The following is a 21,891-nucleotide window of genomic DNA, read 5'->3' as shown; positions in this document are numbered from 1 at the left end:
ATGACCTTCCTCCAAGGCGCCAAGCGGGTCGCCAACCGTCCACTGCAGACTTTGGACACGCTCGGCGACCAGATGTCCTTCTACGGCCGCGCGTTGCTGTGGACGCCGCGGACGCTGCGCCGCTACATGAAAGAGGTCCTGCGGCTGCTGGCCGAGGTGAGCTTCGGTTCCGGCTCGCTCGCGGTCATCGGCGGCACGGTCGGCGTGATGGTCGGCCTGACGCTGTTCACCGGTGTGCTCGTGGGCCTGCAGGGTTACTCGGCGCTGAACTCGATCGGAACGTCGGCCTTCACCGGCTTCCTCACCGCGTTCTTCAACACCCGCGAGATCGCGCCGCTGGTCGCGGGCCTGGCGCTTTCGGCGACGGTCGGCGCCGGGTTCACCGCCCAGCTGGGCGCGATGCGGATCTCCGAGGAGATCGACGCGCTCGAGGTGATGGGCGTCCCGAGCCTGCCGTACCTGGTGACCACGCGGATCATCGCCGGTTTCGTCGCGGTCATCCCGCTGTACGTCATCGGCCTGCTGAGTTCGTATCTCGCGTCCCGGTTGGTCGTTATCTACATCTACAACCAGTCAGCGGGTACCTACGACCATTACTTCGACCTTTTCCTACCTCCACAGGATGTGCTGTATTCGTTCATCAAGGTGCTGTTGTTCAGCGTCCTGATCATCCTGTCCCATTGTTATTTCGGTTACCGGGCCTCCGGTGGCCCCGCCGGTGTCGGCGTGGCCGTCGGCAAGGCGGTCCGGCTGAGCATCGTCACGGTGTCCATCATGAACTTCTTCATCGGTTTCGCGATCTGGGGAACCGACGTCACGGTGAGGATCGCAGGATGATCGTGACAATCCGGCGCAGGCTGCTGGGCCTGCTCTTGGTCGCCGTGATCGTCGGCGGGGTGGCGCTGAGCGTCGCGTTGTACGAAAAGGCGTTCACGCCCGTGGTGAGTGTGAAGCTGCAATCGGACAGCATCGGGAACCAGTTGCTGAAGCAGTCCGATGTGAAGGTCCGCGGTCTCATCGTCGGTTCGGTGCAGGACATCGCCGCGACGCCGGACGGCGCCGAACTCACCCTCGCGCTCAAGCCGGAGTCGGCGAAACTGATCCCGCAGAACGTTTCGGCGCGATTCCTGCCGAAGACGTTGTTCGGTGAGCGGTTCGTCTCCCTCGAAATCCCGGACGCGCCGTCGGCGAGGACGATCGCCGAGGGCGATGTGATCACCCAGGACCGCACGTCCAGCGCGGTCGAACTGGAGCAGGCCTTCGCGCACCTGATGCCGGTGCTGCAGGCCGTCCAGCCGCAGAAGCTGTCGAGCACGCTGTCCGCGATCTCCACCGCGCTCAACGGCCGCGGCGACCAGCTCGGCGACACCCTCGCGCAGCTCGGCACCTATGTCGGCGACCTGAACCCGCACGAACCCCAGCTCCAGCAGAACCTCAAGGAACTGGCGAAGTTCTCGGACAACTTCAGCGCCGTCGCGCCGGATCTGGTGCAGACGCTGGACAACCTGAGCACCACCGCGCGCACCGTGGCCGACCAGAAGCTGAACCTGTCGAACCTCTACGGCAGCGTCACCCAGGCCTCGGTGGACCTCCAGACCTTCCTGCGGAACAACGCCGACAACCTGATCCGCCTCGCCGACACCGCCCGCCCGACGGCGGAACTGCTGGCGAAGTACTCGCCGGAGTACCCGTGCGTGATCGGGCAGATGGCCGACAACCTGCCGAAGATCGACAAGGCCCTCGGCAAGGGCACCGACCGGCCCGGGCTGCACGCGACCATCGAGATCACCGTCAACCGCGGCCCGTACCTGCCCGGCAAGGACGAGCCGAGGTTCGAGGACAAACGCGGTCCGCGCTGCTACGACCTCAAGCAGTTCCCGGACCCCTTCCCGCAGTATCCGCCGGACGGCCCGATCAAGGACGGCAGCACGGTCAAGGCGCCCGCCCGGTCTGCCAACGACGGTCTCTCGCCGTCCAACAACTTCGCGAACTACGGCGGCTACAACGGGAACGGCGGCGGCGCGCCCGCGGGCAACCCGTCCTACGGGGCTTCCGAAGCCGATTTCCTCGCGCAGCTGGTCGGCCCGCAGGTCGGGATGCCCGCCTCGGACATGCCCGGCTGGGGCTCGCTGCTCGTCGGCCCGCTCTACCGTGGGGCGGAGGTGCACGTCCAGTGAGGGGATTGCTCGCGCCGCTGATCAAGCTCTGCGTCTTCGTCGTGATCACCGTGCTGTTCACGACGATCCTCGGGATCAGCATCGCCAACATCAACACCACCAGCACGAACGCCTACAAGGCGCGGTTCAGTGACGCGACCTTGTTGCTGCCCAACGACGACGTCCGTATCGCGGGGGTCAGGGTCGGGCAGGTCAAGGACGTCCGGATCGTCGACCGCCGCCAGGCCGAGGTCGAGTTCGAAGTGGACGCCGGCCGCAAGCTGCCGGCCGGGGTGACCGCGCAGATCAAGTTCCGGAACCTGGTCGGCCAGCGCTACGTCTCGCTCGGGCAGGGCACCGACTCCTCCGGCAAGAACCTGGAGCCGGGCGGGAACATCCCGCTGGAGCGGACCACGCCCGCGCTCGACCTGACGCAGCTGTTCAACGGGTTCAAGCCGCTGTTCACCGCGCTCAACCCGGACGACATCAACAAGCTGTCCTACGAGGTCATCCAGGTCCTGCAGGGCGAGGGCGGCACGATCGAAAGCCTGCTGCAGCACACCGCGTCGCTGGCGACCAAGATCTCCGACAAGGACCAGGTGATCGGTGAGGTCATCGACAACCTGAACTCGGTGCTCGACACGGTCAACGCGCATACGCCGCAGCTGAACGACCTGATCGTCAAGCTGCAGAAGCTGGTCTCCGGGCTGGCCGCCGACCGCGAGCCGATCGGTGACGCCATCGACTCGCTCGGCACCCTCGCGCAGACGACGTCCGGCCTGCTCGGTGAGGCCCGCGAGCCGCTCAAGCAGGACATCGCGGCGCTCGGCACCCTGTCGAAGAACCTCAACGACAGCCAGCCGATCGTCGAGCACTTCATCCAGTTCCTGCCGCAGAAGGTGACCGCGCTGACCCGCACCGCCGACTACGGCTCCTGGTTCAACTTCTTCGCCTGTGAGCTGAAGGGGGCCGTCGCCCTGCCTCCGCTGATCAACGAACCGATCAATCTGCCGCTGCTGCCGGTGAACCGGGCGAGGTGCACGGCATGAAGTCGTTCCAGAAACGCAATCCCATCCCGATCGCGCTGGTCGGCATCTCGGTGCTGCTGCTCGGGTTCCTCGCCGCGCTCAACTCCGACGACCTGCCCGTGATCGGCGGCGGGACGACCTACAGCGCGGACTTCTCGGAGACTTCGGGCCTGCAGAAGGACAACGACGTCCGCGTCGCGGGCGTGAAGGTCGGCAAGGTCTCCGATATCAAGCTCGACGGCGACAAGGTCCGGATCTCCTTCAGGGTCAAGGACGCCTGGCTCGGCGACAAGACCAGCGCGGCGATCAAGATCAAGACGGTGCTCGGCCAGAAGTACCTGGCGCTCGACCCGCAGGGCCAGCGCACGCTCGACCCGAGCACGACCATCCCGCGTGAGCGCACGATGTCGCCGTTCGACGTCCTCGACGCCTTCCGCGGGCTTTCGCAGACCGTCGACAACATCGACACCGCTCAGCTGGCGAAGAGCTTCGACGTCATCTCGGAGACCTTCGCCGACACCCCGGCGGACGTGAAGGGCGCCCTGAACGGCCTTTCGCGCCTCTCGGACACGATCGCTTCGCGGGACACGCAGCTGGCGAACCTGCTCGCCAACACGCGGCAGGTCTCGCAGACGCTCGTCGACCGCGACGCCGAGTTCCAGAAGCTCCTCGCCGACGGCAACAAGCTGCTCGGGGAGGTGTCCCGCCGCAAGGACGCGATCTCCGCGCTGCTGGACGGCTCGCGCAACCTCGCCACCCAGCTCAAGGGCCTGGTGGACGACAACGACGCGCAGCTCGACCCGGTGCTCACCCAGCTCGACCAGCTGACCTCGATGCTGCAGCGCAACCAGGACGCCCTCGGTCAGGGCATCGCGCGGTTCGCGCCGTTCATCCGGGTGTTCACGAACACGATCGGCAACGGCCGCTGGTTCGACAACTACATCTGCGGACTGGTCCTGCCGTCGTTCGGCCCGATCAACGAGAAGGGGTGCTACGAGAAATGAGTACCCGTCTCGGAGAGAGCCTCGCCCGCGGCGTCACCATCGCGATCGTGCTCGCGCTGGTGGTCGCCGGTGCGCTGTGGTGGACGCTCAAGGACGCCGGCCGCAACCACCTGACCGCCTATTTCGCCGGTGCCGTCGGCCTGTACGAGGGCAACGGCGTCCGGATGCTCGGCGTCGACATGGGCACGGTCACCAAGATCCAGCCGATGGGCAACCAGGTCCGCGTCGACCTCGAGTACGACCGTTCGGTGGCGGTGCCCGCGGACGCGAAGGCGATCATCGTGGCGCCGTCGCTGGTCAGCGACCGTTACGTGCAGCTGGCCCCGGCCTACAAGGGCGGCCCGCGGATCGAAGACGGCGCCGTGATCGGCCTCGACCGCACCGAGGTGCCCCTGGAGGTCGACGAACTCGCCGCCAGCCTCTCGCGGGTCAGCAAATCGCTCGGCCCCAACGGCGCCAACAAGAACGGTTCCCTGTCGAACCTGCTCGACACCGCCGCGAAGAACTTCGACGGCAACGGGCAGGCGCTGCACGACACGATCACCAAACTCGGCCAGGCGGCGGGCACGTTGTCCGGGAACAAGGACGACCTGTTCAAGACCGTCGAGAACCTCGGCTCCTTCTCGCAGACGCTGGTGAACAGCGACTCGCAGGTCCGTGACTTCGAGCGGCAGCTCGCCGACGTCAGCGGATTCCTGGCGGGGGAGCGGGAGAACCTCGCGGCGACGGTGAAGCAGCTGTCCGACACCCTCACCGCGGTGCAGGCGTTCATCGAGAAGAACCGCGACCGGCTCAAGTCCAATGTGGACAAGCTGGCCAGTGTGACCAAGGTGCTCGTCGACCAGCGCGGCGCGCTCGCCGAGATCCTCGACGTCGCCCCGGTGGGCCTCGGGAACCTGGTCAACACCTACAACGCGTCTTCGGGCACGCTCGACGCGCGGGCCAACCTCAACGAGCTCACCCAGCCGCCGCTGGTGATGGTGTGCAACCTGCTCAAGCAGACCCCGGACGCGCTCGACGCGCTCGGCGACGCGTGCAAGGGGATCGCCGGGCTGGTCGACGGGCTGGTGCCGCTGCCGTCGATCGCGCAGGTGATCCAGTCGTCGCAGGCGGGCCAGCTGCCGCCGTTGCCGCTCCCCATCGCCGGTCAGCTCTACGGTTCGGGGGCGAAGTGATGCGGAAACTTGCTCTGGTGGCCTGTGGAACCGTCGCCGCGCTGACGTTGAGCGGGTGCGGATTCAGCGGGATCTACGACATCCCGCTGCCCGGCGGCGCCGAACTCGGCGACCACCCGTACACGGTCAAGGTGCAGTTCCGGGACGTGCTCGACCTGACCCCGCAGGCCGGGGTGAAGGTCAACGAGGTGTCCATCGGCCGGGTCGAGGCGATCGGGCTCACCCCGGACGGCTGGAACGCCGAGGTCACCCTGCGGGTCAACGGCGACGTGAAGCTCCCCGCGAACGCCATGGCCAACGTCAGGCAGTCGAGCCTGCTCGGTGAGAAGTACGTCGAGCTGGCCGCCCCCGCGGACGGTCAGGGCAAACTCGCCGACAACGCGGTCATCCCGCTGGCGCGGACGAACCGCAGTGTCGAGGTCGAAGAGCTGCTCGGCGCGCTTTCGCTGCTGCTCAACGGCGGCGGCGTGGAACAGCTCAACACCATCACCAAGGAACTCAACAACGCCACGAGCGGCCGTTCGCCGGAACTCAAGGCGCTGCTGAACAACACCAACCAGCTGGTGACGAACCTCGACCGGCAGTCCGCGAACATCACGCGGGCGCTCGACGGGCTGAACCGGCTCTCGCTCACACTGAACGGGCAGAAGGACAAGCTGGTCGGCGCGGTCGACAACCTCGGTCCCGGGCTCGGCGTGCTGGAGCAGCAGCGCGGTCAGCTGGTGACCATGCTGAACGCGCTCAACCACCTTTCCGGTGTCGCCGTCGACACGGTGAACAAGAGCAAGGAAGACCTCGTGGCCGACCTCAAAGCACTGCAGCCGACGCTGCAGAAGCTCGGCGAGGCGGGCTCGGATCTGCCCAAGGCGCTGGAGATCCTGCTGACCTTCCCGTTCAGTGACGCCGCCTACGACGGCGTCAAGGGTGACTACTTCAACCTGTTCGCGAAGGTCGACCTGAACTTGAACGAGATCCTCAAGAACCTCGGCCGCAGCCGTCAGAACCCGCTCCAGGACGTCGTCCCGGTGCCCGGGCTGACCGGCGGGACCGAGGGGCCCGGCGTGAACCCGCCGCTGCCGATCCCGGACAGCGTCGGGGGTGTCGCCGGCAGTCAGGCGGGCGCGCCGCGGGGCGGCGGACAGCCGCAGCAGACCGGACCCGCCGGGATCTTCGGCCTGCTGGCGGGAGGTGCGGGCTGATGCTGATCCGGAGGACGAAGATCCAGCTGGTCCTGTTCGCGGTCATCTCCGTGGTCGCCATCGTGTACGCGCTGATCCGGTTCGCCGGGCTCGGCTCGGTCTTCGGCGACGAGGGCTACACGGTGAAGCTCGAACTCAAGGAGTCGGGCGGCATCTTCCAGAACGCCGAGGTCACCTACCGCGGCTTCAACATCGGCCGCGTCGGCGAACTGCGCCTGACCAAGACCGGGCTGGAGGCCGACCTCAACATCGCGCCCGACGCCCCGCAGGTGCCCGCCGATCTCGACGCCGTCGTCGCGAACCGGTCGGCGGTCGGCGAGCAGTTCGTCGACCTGCGGCCCAAGAGCGAAAAGGGGCCGTTCCTCCAGCCGGGTTCGGTCATCCCGGCAGGCAAGGTCAAGACGCCGGTGCCCACCGAACAGCTCATCGGCGACCTCGACAGCCTCGCGGCGTCCGTGCCGACCGACTCGCTGCGCAAGGTCGTCGACGAGTCGTACAACGCCTTCAACGGCACCGGCCCGGACCTGCAGCGGCTGCTCGACACCGCGCGCAGCTTCACCACGACCGCGCAGGAGTACCTGCCGCAGACGATCCAGCTGCTGGAAAAGGGCGGACAGGTCCTCGACACGCAGAACGACATGGCGAGTTCGATGAAGTCGTTCAGCGCGGATCTCAACAAGCTGTCCGGCACGCTGAAGAACTCCGACGCCGACATCCGGAAGCTGATCGGGATCACCCCGCAGGTGGCGAACCAGATCAGCTCGGTGCTCGCCGAATCGGGACCCGGACTGGGCGCGCTGACGGCGAACCTGCTCACGACGTCGAACCTGCTCGTGACCCGGCTCGACGGGCTGGAGCAGGGGCTGGTGACCTACCCGATGCTCGCGGCGGGCGCCAACACGGTCGCCAACGACGGCACCGCGCATCTCGGGCTCGCGCTCAACCTGTTCAACCCGCCTTCGTGCACGAAGGGCTACATCGGCCTCGACAAGTACCGCGAAGGCACCGACACGACGCCGCGCGCGCCGAAGGACGACGCGTACTGCGCCGAGCCGAAGGGCAGCCCGATCAACGTGCGCGGTTCGCAGAACGTGCCGTACAACGGGGTCCCGCAGATCCCGTCGCAGGGCGACGTCGCCGCGAACGCCGGGCGGTCGGCCGACGAGCTGGCCAGCCTGCGCGCGGCGCAGGGCATGCCGAGTGTCCTGCAGGGCCCCGGGGTCAGCCTGGCCAGCCTCGGCGCCTTGCTGGGACTGCCCGGCTGAGCCTCAGACCGCATACCTACCCTGGAGTGTCATGAGTTCTTCTCGATCGTGGACCTCGCCGCGAACGCTGGTGCTGGGCGCCGCGGCGTTCGCACTGGCCGCCCTGCTCGCCGCGGCCCTGTTCGGGATCCAGTGGGCGGTGGCGGCCGCGGACGACAACGCCGACCTGGCGCGGACGCGGGACGACGTGGTCAAGGCCGGTGGCACCGCGATCAAGGCCTACACCGAGGTCGATTTCGAGGACCTCGACGGGTACTTCGCCAAACAGAAGGCCGTCTCCGACAAGAAGATGACGGACGAGCTGACCCAGCTGGAGCCGAGTTACCGCAAGGCGCTCGGTGAGGCGAAGACCAAGGTCGTCACCACCATCCAGGACATCGCGGTGGAGGAACTCGACGACCACGAGGGCAAGACGAGCTTCCTCGCCGCCATCTCGACACAGGTCACCCAGGGCGACAAGGTGATCTCCAAGCCGATGCGCCTGGAAGTCTCGATGACCAGGGTCGGCGAGGAGTGGAAGGTCTCCGGGATCAGCAACGTGCCCCTCGTCGCGGCCGGTCAGTAAGAGCGTCACCTAGAACGGAGCCACGTAGTGCCCCCCTCCCGCCGCCAGCCCCCTCGCAGCACCCCGCCGGTGCGCCGCCCCCGGGTGGCCGGTCTGCGCCGGCCCGGCGCGGCCCCCGTCGACGCGGCTCCCGCACCTGAGGTCGAGTCCGTCGAGACGCCGGCGCCGGTCCGTCGTCCTTCGCCGCGGCCTGCTCCGCGTCCGGCTCCTGCTCCTGCGCCCGAGGTCGTCGCTGAGCCCGCTGTCGAAGCCGAGGTGGCGGCTGTCGAGGTGGAGGACGCACCGGAGGCTGTCGAGGCTCCTGAGAGTGCTGAGGCCACCGAAGACGAGGTTGTCGCGAAGCCGAGTCCGCGGGCGAAGGCCCGTACGACCGCCAAGGCGAAGCCGGAGGACCTCGAAGAGGCCGAAGCCGAGGTCGCCGCCGAAGCCGACTCCGAGTCCGAAAAGCCGAAGACGCCGGGATCGCGGCAGCTGATCCTGGCGGGCGCGCTGGTCGTCGTCGGGCTGCTGCTGGCCGGGGCCGCGGTGCTGTTCAAGATCCAAGCGGACGACGTGACCAGCTCGACGAACAACACCGCGCTGCTGGACGTCGCGAAGACGTCGCAGGTCAAGGACCAGGTCTCGAAGGCGACCGAGGCCCTGTTCTCGTACGACTACACCAACATCGCGAAGACCGAGGCCGCGGCGGCCGATCTGCTGGTCAACGACGAGGTGCGGGCGAAGTACAACCTGCTGATGGGCGAGGTCAAGCGGCTGGCCCCGCAGCAGAAGATGGTCGTGACGTGCAAGGTCACCCGCAGCGCCGTCATCCGGCTGGAGGGGGACCGGGCCGACGTGATGGTGTTCGTCGACCAGAGCTCGACGCGGGCCGACACGAACAAGACCACCGCCGGGAGCGCGCAGCTGCACTTGAACGCGGAGCTTCAGGGTGACAAGTGGAAGATCACGGCGATGAACACCTACTCCGCTCCGCCCAACCCGGCCGCCTCCTCCGCGCCCCCCGCCTCCCCGGCCCCCTCCAAGTAGCCCCCCACTTGCGTTTAGCCCCCTAATCGCGACACCGCAGCTCGGCCCCTCCCCAGGCCCACCACGTCGCGTTTAGCGGGCTAAACGCGCTCTGGGCACCCGGGCCCACCCCCACCGGCAAGAGCGCCCCGACCTGCGTTTAGCCCCCTAATCGTGACGTGTCGGCGCGCTGACCTGGGCGTACCTCGACGAGGGGTCAGAGGCCTCGCGACCGCAGTTTGAAGCGGGCCTTCCTCGCCTTCTTGGCCATCACCCGGTCCGGATGGTCCGTGGCGACGACGTCGAGGAGTTCGAGCGTGGCGGGGTGGTCGGAGGACGTCAGCAGGTCGACGATGTCGAATCCGTCGTCCATCTCGGCCAGCTGGTGCACGAAGGCGCCGAGCTGATGCATCGCCGCGAAGTGGTCGGTCATCCCGACGACGACCTCGTCGCGGTCGACCGTTTCGGGACCGATCGCCCCGCGTTCCGACAGCCACATCGCCGCGACAGCGCCGGGCAGGCCGCCCTCCCCGCGGATCCCGGCGGCGGTCTCGAGGCCATGACCTCCGGTTTCACCGAGCGCGATCAAGGCGAGCAGCCGTTCGGACGGGCTCGTCGCCCCCCGGAGGAACTCGCCTGCTTCGGTCGCCGCGTCGACGGGAGACCGGTGCCGAGCCCAGGCTTTGATCTCCGCGTCGATGATCTCCGGCGGGGCGTCGAGGAGGTGCGAACCCAGTTTGTCGAGCCGCTCGCCCGCGACCTCGCCGACGATCGGCGCCGCAACCCCGGCCTCCCGGAGTTCCCGGTTGGTCGCCCACACCGTGAGCGGGGTGAGCTTGATCAGCGTCGGGTCCGGATCCGGGTTGCCGGTGATGTCGGCGACTTTGGCCAGGAAGTCCGGATCCGTCATGGTGTCCTGCTCGATCGCGCCGAGCCGGTCCAGCAGCTCCAGCAGGACGGTCGTCGCGTAGCGGAGACCGGGACTCGGCTCGGGAGCGCGTTCGAACATCTCCGCGAGGACCCCGAGGGCGAGCTCGACGGGCACCGGCACGTCGCCCGACCGGTACAAGGTGAGGGAAAGCGCCGAAACCAGCTGAGGGAACAGCGCCGCGAACTCATCGGACTTCTCTCCGGCGAGGTCGTACGCGGCCGCGCCGACCGTCGAAAACGCCCGTTCCCACAGCGCGAGCGGGTCCTCGAGGAGGCCGGCGTTCTTCTTGACCGGTACGTACGAGCCCTTGATGACGCGGATGAGGCCGCAATCCTCGGCCCAGCGACCGACCGGGCCGGTCCGTGGCTCGCTGTGCTCGGGCAAATCGGCGACGAAGCGTCGGAGTTCCTGGAGTACCGGACTTCGCTCGGCGGCCAGGCGCAGCTCGGCCTCCGGTGGCACGGCTACGGGCGACATCGGTGGGGTGCTGTCGAAGGCCGGCTCGTCCTCGCGCGTCTGGACCATCGGCCCAGTCTGACACCGTCCGGCGGATCGCGTTCAGCCCCCTGATCGCGATCCCGGGGGCGTTCCTGTGCGCCGCCCCAGAAGGCGCACCGGCCACAACGGTCACACGGTCAGACCCCGCGGAAGTCACCTCTCCGGCCGCCCGTCCCCCACCTGGTGACTCTCCGAAACGGACCCCGGCGGCGTCGCGTTTAGCCCGCTAAACGCAGGTCGGCGGGCCGACGCCGTCACCTGCGGGTACCGAGCGGTAACCGGACGCGCGTCCTGTTCGTCACCCTCCGCGCGACCTCTTCGACGCTGCGCCAACCGGCGGGACCACCGCGCGGCATCTTGACTACGAGCCCGCGTGGGGTCACGCTTACTGGCAACGGCGAGAACCGGCGGTTCCCTTGCGGGAGGGACGGCCCCGGGGAAGCCGAGGAGAGGCATACCTGAAGACGTTGCGATGCAGGCTGGGCCCCATCGGGAGCGCCCCCTGGACAGACCGCGACGTTCGGGCTAGACTGCTTCTTTGCGCTGCCCTCTTTCAGGCTGCCCGGAGCCGGTAGTTAGGATAGTGGGCACACGGCACCCTTGACAGACCGCATCAGCTGTTGCTGACGCGGCTGCTCACCGCTCATTGTCCCCGGAAGGACGCATCTTGGCAGTCTCTCCCGCGAACCAGGCCACTGCTGCGACCACCTCGGCTGTATCTCGCTCGGAGTCCACGGGAATCCCGGGAGCCCCCAAGCGGGTCTCCTTCGCAAAGATTCGCGAGCCGCTCAACACCCCGAACCTGCTCGACGTGCAGATCAGGTCCTTCGAATGGTTCACCGGCGACGAGGCGTGGTTCGAACGCCGCGTCGAAGAAGGTGAAGAAAACCCGGTCGGTGGCCTGGAAGAGGTCCTCAACGAGATCTCGCCGATCGAGGACTTCTCCGGATCCATGTCGCTGTCCTTCTCCGACCCGCGCTTCGACGAGGTCAAGGCCTCCGTCGAGGAGTGCAAGGACAAGGACATGACGTACGCGGCCCCGCTGTTCGTGACCGCCGAGTTCGTGAACAACAACACCGGCGAGATCAAGAGCCAGACGGTCTTCATGGGCGACTTCCCGGTGATGACCGACAAGGGCACCTTCGTCATCAACGGCACCGAGCGTGTCGTCGTGTCCCAGCTGGTCCGGTCGCCGGGTGTGTACTTCGACACCAGTGTCGACAAGACCACGGACAAGGACGTCTTCAACGTCCGCGTCATCCCGAGCCGCGGTGCGTGGCTCGAGTTCGACGTCGACAAGCGCGACACCGTCGGTGTCCGTATCGACCGCAAGCGCCGTCAGCCGGTGACCGTGTTGCTGAAGGCGCTCGGCTGGACCACCGAGGCGATCCGCGAGCGTTTCTCCTTCTCCGAGACGCTGCTCGCCACCCTCGAGAAGGACCACACCGCCGGCACCGACGAGGCGCTGCTCGACATCTACCGCAAGCTGCGCCCGGGCGAACCGCCCACCAAGGAGAGCGCGCAGACGCTGCTGGAGAACCTGTTCTTCAAGCCGAAGCGCTACGACCTCGCCAAGGTCGGCCGGTACAAGCTGAACAAGAAGCTCGGCCTCACCACCCCGTACGACACCGGGACGCTGACCGAAGAGGACATCGTCTCGACGATCGAGTACCTGGTCCGGCTGCACGCCGGCGAGGACAAGGCGACCGTCGGCGACCAGGTCATCCCGGTCGAGACCGACGACATCGACCACTTCGGCAACCGTCGTCTCCGCACCGTCGGCGAGCTCATCCAGAACCAGATCCGCGTGGGTCTGTCCCGGATGGAGCGCGTCGTCCGTGAGCGGATGACCACCCAGGACGTCGAGGCGATCACGCCGCAGACCCTGATCAACATCCGTCCCGTCGTGGCGGCGATCAAGGAGTTCTTCGGTACTTCGCAGCTGTCGCAGTTCATGGACCAGAACAACCCGCTGTCGGGGCTGACGCACAAGCGTCGTCTGTCCGCCCTCGGCCCCGGTGGTCTGTCGCGTGAGCGCGCCGGCATGGAGGTCCGTGACGTCCACCCGTCGCACTACGGCCGCATGTGCCCGATCGAGACGCCGGAAGGCCCGAACATCGGCCTGATCGGTTCGCTCTGCTCGTACGCGCGGGTCAACCCGTTCGGTTTCATCGAGACCCCGTACCGCAAGGTCGTCGAGGGCCGCGTCACCGACCAGGTCGACTACCTCACCGCGGACGAGGAAGACCGCTTCGTGAAGGCGCAGGCGAACGCGCCGATCCACGACGACGGCACCTTCGTCGAAGACCGCGTCCTGGTCCGTAAGAAGGGCGGCGAGGTCGAGCTGATCGACCCGCTCGACGTGGACTACATGGACGTCTCGCCGCGGCAGATGGTCTCGGTCGCGACCGCGATGATCCCGTTCCTCGAGCACGACGACGCGAACCGCGCCCTGATGGGTGCGAACATGCAGCGCCAGGCCGTGCCGCTGCTCCGCAACCAGGCGCCGTACGTCGGCACCGGGGTGGAGCTGCGTGCCGCGGTCGACGCCGGTGACGTGCTCGTCGCCGAGCAGGCCGGTGTCGTCGAGGAGCTCTCGGCGGACCTGATCACGATCATGCACGACGACGGCACGCGGAAGAGCTACGGACTGTACAAGTTCCGCCGCTCCAACCACGGCACCTGCTTCAACCACCGCCCGATCGTCAACGAGGGCGACCGGGTCGAGCAGGGTCAGGTCATCGCCGACGGCCCGTCCACCGAGAACGGTGAGATGGCGCTCGGCAAGAACCTGCTCGTCGCGGTCATGCCGTGGGAGGGCCACAACTACGAGGACGCGATCATCCTCTCCGAGCGCCTGGTGCAGGACGACGTGCTCACGTCGATCCACATCGAGGAGCACGAGATCGACGCCCGCGACACCAAGCTGGGCGCCGAGGAGATCACCCGGGACATCCCGAACGTCTCCGAGGAGGTCCTGGCCGACCTCGACGAGCGCGGCATCATCCGCATCGGTGCCGAGGTCCGCGACGGCGACATCCTGGTCGGCAAGGTCACGCCCAAGGGTGAGACCGAGCTGACCCCGGAAGAGCGCCTCCTCCGCGCGATCTTCGGCGAGAAGGCCCGCGAGGTCCGCGACACCTCGCTGAAGGTGCCGCACGGCGAGACCGGCAAGGTCATCGGCATCCGCGTGTTCTCGCGCGAGGACGACGACGAGCTGCCCCCGGGCGTCAACGAACTGGTCCGCGTCTACGTGGCCCAGAAGCGGAAGATCCAGCCGGGCGACAAGCTCGCCGGCCGCCACGGGAACAAGGGTGTCATCGGCAAGATCCTCCCCGTCGAGGACATGCCGTTCATGGAGGACGGCACGCCCGTCGACATCATCCTGAACACCCACGGTGTCCCGCGTCGTATGAACATCGGCCAGGTCCTGGAACTCCACCTGGGCTGGCTGGCGTCGCAGGGGTGGAAGATCGAGGGCAACCCGGAGTGGGCGAAGAACCTCAACGAGGAGCTCTACGACGTCGACCCCGGCACGAACACCGCCACCCCGGTGTTCGACGGTGCGAAGGAAGACGAGCTGACCGGCCTGCTCGGCGCCACCAAGCCGAACCGCGACGGTGAGCGCATGGTCAAGCAGAACGGCAAGGCCACGCTGCTGGACGGCCGCTCCGGCGAGCCGTACCCGTACCCGGTCGCCGTCGGCTACATGTACATCCTGAAGCTGCACCACCTGGTCGACGACAAGATCCACGCCCGGTCCACCGGTCCGTACTCGATGATCACGCAGCAGCCGCTGGGTGGTAAGGCGCAGTTCGGTGGCCAGCGCTTCGGTGAGATGGAGTGCTGGGCGATGCAGGCCTACGGCGCGGCTTACACGCTGCAGGAGCTGCTGACGATCAAGTCGGACGACGTGGTCGGCCGCGTGAAGGTGTACGAGGCCATCGTCAAGGGGGAGAACATCCCCGAGCCGGGTATCCCGGAGTCGTTCAAGGTGCTCCTGAAGGAGCTCCAGTCGCTTTGCCTCAACGTCGAGGTGCTGTCGAGCGACGGCGCCGCGATCGAGATGCGCGACTCCGACGACGAGGACCTCGAGCGTGCCGCGGCGAACCTCGGCATCAACCTGTCCCGCAACGAGTCGCCCTCGGTGGACGACGTCGTGCACTGATCCGCGATGAGGCGGGAGCCACTCAGGCTCCCGCCTCCGCTCGCCAACTCCTCTAGTCGCATCAACCCCAAGGGGATGTAAAGACGTGCTGGACGTCAACTTCTTCGATGAGCTCCGCATCGGCCTCGCTACCGCCGACGACATTCGTCAGTGGTCCTTCGGCGAGGTCAAGAAGCCGGAGACCATCAACTACCGGACGCTCAAGCCCGAGAAGGACGGCCTCTTCTGCGAGAAGATCTTCGGCCCGACCCGGGACTGGGAATGCTACTGCGGTAAGTACAAGCGGGTCCGCTTCAAGGGCATCATCTGCGAGCGCTGTGGCGTCGAGGTCACCCGCGCCAAGGTGCGTCGTGAGCGGATGGGCCACATCGAGCTGGCCGCGCCCGTCACCCACATCTGGTACTTCAAGGGTGTTCCTTCCCGCCTCGGCTACCTGCTCGACCTGGCGCCGAAGGACCTCGAGAAGATCATCTACTTCGCGGCCTACGTGATCACCGGTGTGAACACCGAGCTGCGGCACAACGACCTGCCGACCCTCGAGAACGAGATCGGCGTCGAGCGCAAGAACCTCGAGACCAAGCGTGACGCGGACATCGAGGCACGGGCGCAGAAGCTGGAAGCCGACCTGGCCGAGCTGGAGGCGGAGGGCGCCAAGTCCGACGTCCGCCGCAAGGTCAAGGAGGGCGGCGAGCGCGAGATGCGCCAGATCCGTGACCGCGCCGGTCGCGAGCTGGACCGTCTCGAGGAGGTCTGGACGACCTTCACCAAGCTCGACGTCCGTCAGCTGATCGCCGACGAGCTGCTCTACCGCGAGCTCGTCGACCGCTACGGCGAGTACTTCACCGGCGGCATGGGCGCGGAGGCCATCCAGAAGTTGGCCACCGAGTTCGACGTCGCGGCCGAGGCCGAGAACCTGCGCGACACCATCCGCAACGGCAAGGGGCAGAAGAAGCTCCGCGCGCTGAAGCGGCTCAAGGTCGTCGCGGCCTTCCAGGCCACCGGCAACGACCCGCGCGGCATGGTGCTCGACGCCGTCCCGGTGATCCCGCCGGACCTGCGCCCGATGGTCCAGCTCGACGGTGGCCGCTTCGCCACCTCCGACCTGAACGACCTCTACCGCCGGGTCATCAACCGGAACAACCGGTTGAAGCGGCTGATCGACCTCGGCGCGCCCGAGATCATCGTCAACAACGAGAAGCGGATGCTGCAGGAGGCCGTCGACGCGCTGTTCGACAACGGCCGCCGCGGCCGCCCGGTCACCGGTCCCGGTAACCGCCCGCTGAAGTCGCTGTCCGACCTGCTCAAGGGCAAGCAGGGCCGGTTCCGTCAGAACCTGCTCGGCAAGCGTGTCGACTACTCCGGCCGTTCGGTCATCATCGTCGGTCCGCAGCTGAAGCTGCACCAGTGCGGTCTGCCGAAGGACATGGCGCTCGAGCTGTTCAAGCCGTTCGTCATGAAGCGGCTGGTCGACCTGAACCACGCGCAGAACATCAAGTCCGCCAAGCGGATGGTGGAGCGCTCGCGCCCGCAGGTGTGGGACGTGCTCGAAGAGGTCATCACCGGCCACCCGGTGATGCTGAACCGTGCGCCGACCCTGCACCGCCTCGGTATCCAGGCCTTCGAGCCGCAGCTGGTCGAAGGCAAGGCCATCCAGCTGCACCCGCTGGTCTGTGAGGCGTTCAACGCGGACTTCGACGGTGACCAGATGGCCGTGCACCTCCCGCTGTCCGCGGAGGCGCAGGCCGAGGCCCGCATCCTGATGCTGTCGGCGAACAACATCCTTTCGCCGGCGTCGGGCCGCCCGCTCGCCATGCCGCGTCTGGACATGGTGACCGGTCTGTTCCACCTGACCCGCCTGAACGACAAGGCCGAGGGTGCGGGCAACGCCTACTCCTCGCCCGCCGAAGCGATCATGGCGTACGACCGCAAGGCGCTGAGCCTGCACGCCCCGGTCAAGATCCGCATCACCGACCGTCAGCCCGCCAAGGCCGACGAAGCGGCGCTCGCGGAGAAGGGCTGGGAGCCGGGCAAGGCTTGGCTGGCCGAGACCACCCTGGGCCGCGTGCTGTTCAACGAGCTGCTGCCGGCGGACTACCCGTTCATCAACGAGCCGATGCCGAAGAAGCGTCAGGCCCTGATCGTGAACGACCTCGCCGAGCGCTACTCGATGACCCAGGTCGCGCAGACCCTGGACCGCCTGAAGGACGCCGGTTTCTACTGGGCGACCCGTTCGGGCGTCACGGTCGCGATCTCCGACGTGCTGGTCCCGACGGGCAAGAAGGCCATTCTGGACGAGTACGAAGGCAAGGCCGACCAGGTCGAGAAGCGGTACCAGCGTGGTCAGCTGTCGCACGCCGAGCGCAACAACGAGCTCGTCAAGGTGTGGACGCAGGCCACCGAAGAGGTCCACAAGATCATGGAGACGGCGCTGCCGGACGACAACCCGATCGCGATGATCGTGAAGTCGGGCGCGGCGGGCAACATGACGCAGGTCCGGTCGCTGGCCGGTATGCGTGGTCTGGTGTCGAACCCGAAGGGTGAGTACATCCCGCGTCCGATCAAGGCCAACTTCCGTGAAGGCCTGTCGGTGGCGGAGTACTTCATCGCGACGCACGGTGCCCGTAAGGGTCTGGCGGACACGGCGCTCCGTACCGCCGACTCGGGTTACCTGACCCGTCGTCTGGTGGACGTGTCGCAGGACGTCATCGTCCGCGAGATCGACTGTGGCACCACCCGCGGTATCAACATGCCGATCGGTGAGGACCTCGGCGACGGCAAGGTCCTGCGCGACCAGCACGTCGAGACCAGCGTGTACGCGCGGAACCTGGCGACCGACGCGGTCGACGCCAAGGGCAACGTCGTGCTCAACGCCGGTGACGACATCGGTGACCCGGCGATCGACAAGCTCATCTCGAGCGGGATCTCCAAGGTCAAGGTGCGTTCGGTGCTGACCTGCGAGTCGGCCGTCGGTATCTGCGCCACCTGCTACGGCCGGTCCATGGCGACCGGTCAGCTCGTCGACGTCGGCGAGGCCGTGGGTATCGTCGCGGCCCAGTCGATCGGTGAGCCGGGTACGCAGCTGACGATGCGTACGTTCCACCAGGGTGGTGTCGCCGGTGACGACATCACGACCGGTCTGCCCCGTGTCCAGGAGCTGTTCGAGGCCCGGGTCCCGAAGGGCAAGGCGCCGATCGCCGACGTCGATGGCCGTGTGCGCATCGAGGAGAGCGAGCGGTTCTGGAAGATCACGCTGATCCCGGACGACGGCAGCGAAGAGATCGTCTTCGACAAGCTGTCCAAGCGTCAGCGGCTCGCGAACACCCCGAACGGCCCGCTGGGTGACGGTGACCGCGTCGCGGTCGGCCAGCAGCTGCTCGAGGGCACCCCGGACCCGCACGAGGTTCTGCGGGTCATGGGGCCGCGCGAGGCGCAGATGCACCTGGTGGACGAGGTCCAGAAGGTGTACCGGGCGCAGGGTGTGTCGATCCACGACAAGCACATCGAGGTCATCGTCCGGCAGATGCTGCGCCGGGTGACGATCATCGACTCCGGTGCCACGGACTTCCTCCCGGGCGAACTGCCCGAGCGGACCAAGTTCGAGGCCAAGAACCGGGCGTCGGTCGCCGAGGGCGGCGAGCCCGCTTCGGGTCGCCCGGTGCTGATGGGGATCACGAAGGCCTCGCTGACCACGGACTCGTGGCTGTCGGCGGCCTCGTTCCAGGAGACCACGCGTGTCCTGACCGACGCGGCCATCAACGGCCGCTCGGACAAGCTCGTGGGCCTCAAGGAGAACGTGATCATCGGTAAGCTGATCCCGGCCGGTACCGGGATCAACAAGTACCGCAACATCCAGGTGCAGCCGACCGAGGAGGCGCGGGTCGCCGCTTACGCGATCCCGTCCTACGACGACGGCTACTACACCCCGGATGTCTTCGGCTCCACCCCGGGTGCCGCGGTGCCGCTGGACGATTACGACTTCGGCCGCGACTTCCGCTGATCCACCCCCGCTCCACCCGAAGCGCCCCTGGCCCCCCGGCCAGGGGCGCTTCGCTTTCCCCGCCCCAGCCCCCACCCCACTCGCGTTTAGCCCGCTAACCGCGGCCCGTGCCCCCCACCTGCCGGATCGCGGTTAGCCCGCGAAAGTCGACCTGGCCGGGGGAGCGACGATCGGTGCGGTATCCGCCTGGATGCGCGACGCTTGGCGGGCGATCTCGGGAGCGCCGGCCGAAAGGATGGTCGGCATGGATTCCCTCAAGACAGATGAGAACACGGCGTTCGCGCAGCTTCAGTCCGCTTTGGACGAAGTCCACCGGGCGGGGGTGCCCGGTGTGTTCGCCGAGGTGCGGGTGGGCGAGCAGGTCTGGCGCGGTGCCTCCGGTGTCGCGGACCTCGAGACCGGTCGCCCCGTCGAGCCAGAGATGCTGCAACGCGTCGGCAGCATCACCAAGACCTTCGTCTCCGCCGCGGTGCTGCAGCAGGTCGAGGCCGGGCGAACCGGGCTCGACGTGCCGATCGGGGATCACCTGCCGCAGCTGGTCCCCGGTGAGCGCGGCCGCGAGATCACGGTCCGGATGTTGATCAACCACACCAGCGGCCTCGCCGAATATCTGCCGCACGCCTTCCCTTCGCTCAAGGAATTCGCGCCCGGGAGCCTGGACGACAACCGCTTCCGGAAGTTCCGCCCGGCCGAGTTGATCGCGCTGGGCGTCGGCGCACCCGCCACCGGCGAGCCGGGGAGCACGCCGGGGGTGTACTCCAACACGAACTACTTCCTCCTGGGAGAACTGCTGGAGCAGCTGACCGGCACCCCGGTCGAGGAGCACATCCGCCGCGCCATCATCGAGCCCGCGGGCCTCACGCACACCGGGTTTCCCTCCGTCGCGTGGATCGAGGAACCGCACTCGCGGATGTACGAAGCGCTGTTCGGCCTGATCGACCCGCCCCGTGACTACAGCACTTACGACATGTCCTGGGTGACGGCCGGCGCCGGTCTCGTGTCGACCGTCGAGGATCTCAACCGCTTCTACCGCAAGCTTCTCGGCGGCGAGATCGTCAGCCCGTCTTCCTTGGCCGAGATGCAGCGTCTCGTTCCGGTCATCAGGCAGAACGGGAAGCTGGTCGACTACGGCCTCGGTCTCGACAAGACCGAGATCCCCGGGCACGGCACCTTCTGGGGCCATGACGGAACGGTTTGGGGAGCCTCGACACTGTCCTGGACCAGCGTCGACGGCGAGCGGCAGTTCTCCGCCGCGATGAACCTCGCGCGGTGGCGCAAGCCGGACGCCGAGGGGACGTCGCACCCCATCGACGAGGCAGTGACGGCCCTCAAGCACCTCGCCCTCACCGCCCCCGCCTGACCCCCAGCCCGCTCGCTCCGATCACCTTTAGCCCGCGAAACGCACCTCCCGGCCCCGGAGCGCGATTAGGGGGCGAAACGCAAGTCGCGCCCCTCGCCCCGGGGGATCGCGTTTCGCCCCCTAATCGCGATCGGGCGCCGGCGGCGGGGCGACTTGCGTTTCGCGGGCTAAGCGTGATCCGGGCACCCGGGTGGGCTGACTTGCGTTTCGCCCCCTAATCGCGATCCGTGGGGGAGGGGGCGCAGGTCAGGGAGTGCCGGGCGACGGGGAAGTCGAAGTAGGTGTCCGGGAACGGCTCCGCGTTGAGGGTGTAGTGCCACCACTCCTCGGCGAGGTTCCGGAAGCCGGCCGCCGCGAGGGTGCCCTTGAGGAGTTGCCGGTTCGCCCGCGCCTCGCCGGTGATCCGCGGGTCGTCGGTGTGCGAGAGCGTGTCGAAGCAGTCGTACCCGGTCCCCATGTCGACCATGTTGTCCGGGAACCGGTCCGGCGCGAAGCACGGCACCAGCGCCTCACCCGGGCGATAGGGCCGCTGCGGCCGGGGCGGCAGCTTCACGATCGTCAGGTCCACCGTGCTCCCGCGACTGTGCCCGGACTTCTCCGCGATGTACCCGTCGGCGAACAGCCTGTCCTTCGCCACGTTCGGGTAGAACTCCGCCTTCATCTTCTCGTCGGAGAGGTCCTTGGCCCACCGGACGAAGTGATCGACGGCGCGCTGCGGCCGGTAGCAGTCGTACACCTTGAGCGTGTAGCCCTGCCGCAGCAGCCGCCGCTGGGCCACACGCAATCCCTCTGCGGCTTGCCGGGTCAGCAGGCACAGCGGTTGGACGTACCCGTCGATCTTCCGGCCGACGAAGTTGTGCCGCCCGCGATACCGGATCTCGTGCAAAATCGTCGGCGCCACGTCCGAGAGTGCGACGAACTCCGGCGGCGCCGTCTGCTCCGAAGCCTGCGCGGGCACGGGAAACGTGGTGAGCACGGCGAGGACGGCAACGGCCAGCGCCCGCCTGATCGTCTTGGGCATGGCCCCTGTCTTACCGCGTTGGTGAGTTTCGCGGACCCGCCGATCGTGCGATGCCACGGGCTGGTTCCCGAGAGTTCATAACGAACTCATAACGCCCTCGCGGTCGTCGGGAGCAGGTTACTGGGCCGTTGTGACCTGCTGTAGTGCCGCCAGGTGGCCTAGTTCCCACTACTCGGAAGATCGTCACTCGTTCGGCCTAACGGCTCATCCGTATTGTGGGAATTTCACCCGCCCGTGGCATGTCCCATTCTTTGATCACAAGATTGACACTCCGACGGCTTCGCACGAGTATTTCGCCCATGCAATCCCCAGTCGCCTTGGTGTGGCGCCGGCACGTTGACTTGCGGCAGCAAGCAAGCGCGCTGTGTATGGATTCCTGACCCTTTACGGCTCTTCGCGTTCCGGGCGATTCGAGCATCCGAAACGGATGCGCGACTTCGGCGTGCGCTAACGATTTCTGCTGTGCCGCAACGGTTTCCTGTTCGAACCGGCGGTTGATCGCTTTCCCCTGATCCGTGC

General features: G+C 67.4%; 14 protein-coding genes. 12 read left to right on the top strand and 2 right to left on the bottom strand.

The window, feature by feature from the left end:
* From SD37_RS38025 to SD37_RS37985, 9 genes are all read left to right on the top strand, one after another.
* Nucleotides 1–837 carry an MlaE family ABC transporter permease gene (locus SD37_RS38025; RefSeq protein ID WP_037314104.1) on the top strand — a complete coding sequence of 279 codons (837 nt, stop codon included), beginning with the start codon at nucleotides 1–3 and terminating at the stop codon, nucleotides 835–837.
* Nucleotides 834–2,177, top strand: coding sequence for an MCE family protein (locus tag SD37_RS38020; RefSeq protein ID WP_083255191.1), 1,344 nt, complete (start codon nucleotides 834–836; stop codon nucleotides 2,175–2,177). The genes SD37_RS38025 and SD37_RS38020 overlap by 4 nt, the downstream gene beginning before the upstream one ends.
* Nucleotides 2,174–3,205 (top strand): MCE family protein, encoded by a 1,032-nt coding sequence (locus tag SD37_RS38015; protein WP_044855748.1) that lies wholly within the window; start codon nucleotides 2,174–2,176, stop codon nucleotides 3,203–3,205. The genes SD37_RS38020 and SD37_RS38015 overlap by 4 nt, the downstream gene beginning before the upstream one ends.
* The gene (locus tag SD37_RS38010; protein ID WP_044855826.1) at nucleotides 3,202–4,188 is read left to right on the top strand and encodes an MCE family protein; all 987 of its coding nucleotides are present in this window, start codon (nucleotides 3,202–3,204) and stop codon (nucleotides 4,186–4,188) included. The genes SD37_RS38015 and SD37_RS38010 overlap by 4 nt, the downstream gene beginning before the upstream one ends.
* The gene (locus tag SD37_RS38005; protein WP_044855747.1) at nucleotides 4,185–5,363 is read left to right on the top strand and encodes an MCE family protein; all 1,179 of its coding nucleotides are present in this window, start codon (nucleotides 4,185–4,187) and stop codon (nucleotides 5,361–5,363) included. The genes SD37_RS38010 and SD37_RS38005 overlap by 4 nt, the downstream gene beginning before the upstream one ends.
* On the top strand, nucleotides 5,363–6,562 hold the full coding sequence (locus tag SD37_RS38000; RefSeq protein WP_044855746.1) for an MCE family protein: 1,200 nt from the start codon (nucleotides 5,363–5,365) through the stop codon (nucleotides 6,560–6,562). Before SD37_RS38005 ends, SD37_RS38000 begins: the two co-directional genes overlap by 1 nt.
* Nucleotides 6,562–7,827 (top strand): MCE family protein, encoded by a 1,266-nt coding sequence (locus tag SD37_RS37995; protein WP_044855745.1) that lies wholly within the window; start codon nucleotides 6,562–6,564, stop codon nucleotides 7,825–7,827. The genes SD37_RS38000 and SD37_RS37995 overlap by 1 nt, the downstream gene beginning before the upstream one ends.
* A 31-nt stretch (nucleotides 7,828–7,858) precedes the next feature.
* Nucleotides 7,859–8,392 carry a hypothetical protein gene (locus SD37_RS37990; protein ID WP_044855744.1) on the top strand — a complete coding sequence of 178 codons (534 nt, stop codon included), beginning with the start codon at nucleotides 7,859–7,861 and terminating at the stop codon, nucleotides 8,390–8,392.
* 84 nt (nucleotides 8,393–8,476) lie between these two features.
* Nucleotides 8,477–9,418 carry a hypothetical protein gene (locus SD37_RS37985; RefSeq protein WP_044855743.1) on the top strand — a complete coding sequence of 314 codons (942 nt, stop codon included), beginning with the start codon at nucleotides 8,477–8,479 and terminating at the stop codon, nucleotides 9,416–9,418.
* 196 nt (nucleotides 9,419–9,614) lie between these two features.
* Here the strand turns inward: SD37_RS37985 and SD37_RS37980 are convergent, their stop codons facing one another.
* Entirely contained in the window at nucleotides 9,615–10,853 is a 1,239-nt protein-coding gene (locus SD37_RS37980) for a hypothetical protein (RefSeq protein WP_044855742.1), read from the bottom strand.
* A gap of 640 nt (nucleotides 10,854–11,493) precedes the next feature.
* Here SD37_RS37980 and rpoB point away from each other — a divergent pair.
* From rpoB to SD37_RS37965, 3 genes are all read left to right on the top strand, one after another.
* Nucleotides 11,494–14,994: a DNA-directed RNA polymerase subunit beta gene (gene rpoB / locus SD37_RS37975; RefSeq protein WP_044855741.1), complete on the top strand. Its 3,501-nt coding sequence runs from the start codon at nucleotides 11,494–11,496 to the stop codon at nucleotides 14,992–14,994.
* 85 nt (nucleotides 14,995–15,079) lie between these two features.
* Nucleotides 15,080–18,991, top strand: coding sequence for a DNA-directed RNA polymerase subunit beta' (locus SD37_RS37970; protein ID WP_044855740.1), 3,912 nt, complete (start codon nucleotides 15,080–15,082; stop codon nucleotides 18,989–18,991).
* Between the two features lie 244 nt (nucleotides 18,992–19,235).
* On the top strand, nucleotides 19,236–20,351 hold the full coding sequence (locus SD37_RS37965; RefSeq protein ID WP_044855825.1) for a serine hydrolase domain-containing protein: 1,116 nt from the start codon (nucleotides 19,236–19,238) through the stop codon (nucleotides 20,349–20,351).
* Between the two features lie 214 nt (nucleotides 20,352–20,565).
* Here SD37_RS37965 and SD37_RS37960 read toward each other — a convergent pair whose 3' ends face one another.
* On the bottom strand, nucleotides 20,566–21,372 hold the full coding sequence (locus SD37_RS37960; protein WP_044855739.1) for a M15 family metallopeptidase: 807 nt from the start codon (nucleotides 21,370–21,372) through the stop codon (nucleotides 20,566–20,568).
* Nucleotides 21,373–21,891 lie beyond the last annotated feature (519 nt).

Source organism: Amycolatopsis orientalis (assembly GCF_000943515.2).
Taxonomy (GTDB): domain Bacteria; phylum Actinomycetota; class Actinomycetes; order Mycobacteriales; family Pseudonocardiaceae; genus Amycolatopsis; species Amycolatopsis orientalis.
The sequence above is the reverse complement of the archived record's forward strand: the minus strand, read 5'-3'. Positions and strand labels throughout refer to the sequence as shown.

Coding starts and splice junctions, on each gene's coding strand:
- SD37_RS37995 (WP_044855745.1), top strand. CDS start 6,562: ATGCTGATCCGGAGGACGAAGATCCAGCTGGTCCTGTTCGCGGTCATC.
- SD37_RS37990 (WP_044855744.1), top strand. CDS start 7,859: ATGAGTTCTTCTCGATCGTGGACCTCGCCGCGAACGCTGGTGCTGGGC.
- SD37_RS38025 (WP_037314104.1), top strand. CDS start 1: ATGACCTTCCTCCAAGGCGCCAAGCGGGTCGCCAACCGTCCACTGCAG.
- SD37_RS37960 (WP_044855739.1), bottom strand. CDS start 21,372: ATGCCCAAGACGATCAGGCGGGCGCTGGCCGTTGCCGTCCTCGCCGTG.
- SD37_RS38010 (WP_044855826.1), top strand. CDS start 3,202: ATGAAGTCGTTCCAGAAACGCAATCCCATCCCGATCGCGCTGGTCGGC.
- SD37_RS38005 (WP_044855747.1), top strand. CDS start 4,185: ATGAGTACCCGTCTCGGAGAGAGCCTCGCCCGCGGCGTCACCATCGCG.
- SD37_RS37965 (WP_044855825.1), top strand. CDS start 19,236: ATGGATTCCCTCAAGACAGATGAGAACACGGCGTTCGCGCAGCTTCAG.
- SD37_RS38000 (WP_044855746.1), top strand. CDS start 5,363: ATGCGGAAACTTGCTCTGGTGGCCTGTGGAACCGTCGCCGCGCTGACG.
- SD37_RS37980 (WP_044855742.1), bottom strand. CDS start 10,853: ATGGTCCAGACGCGCGAGGACGAGCCGGCCTTCGACAGCACCCCACCG.
- SD37_RS38020 (WP_083255191.1), top strand. CDS start 834: ATGATCGTGACAATCCGGCGCAGGCTGCTGGGCCTGCTCTTGGTCGCC.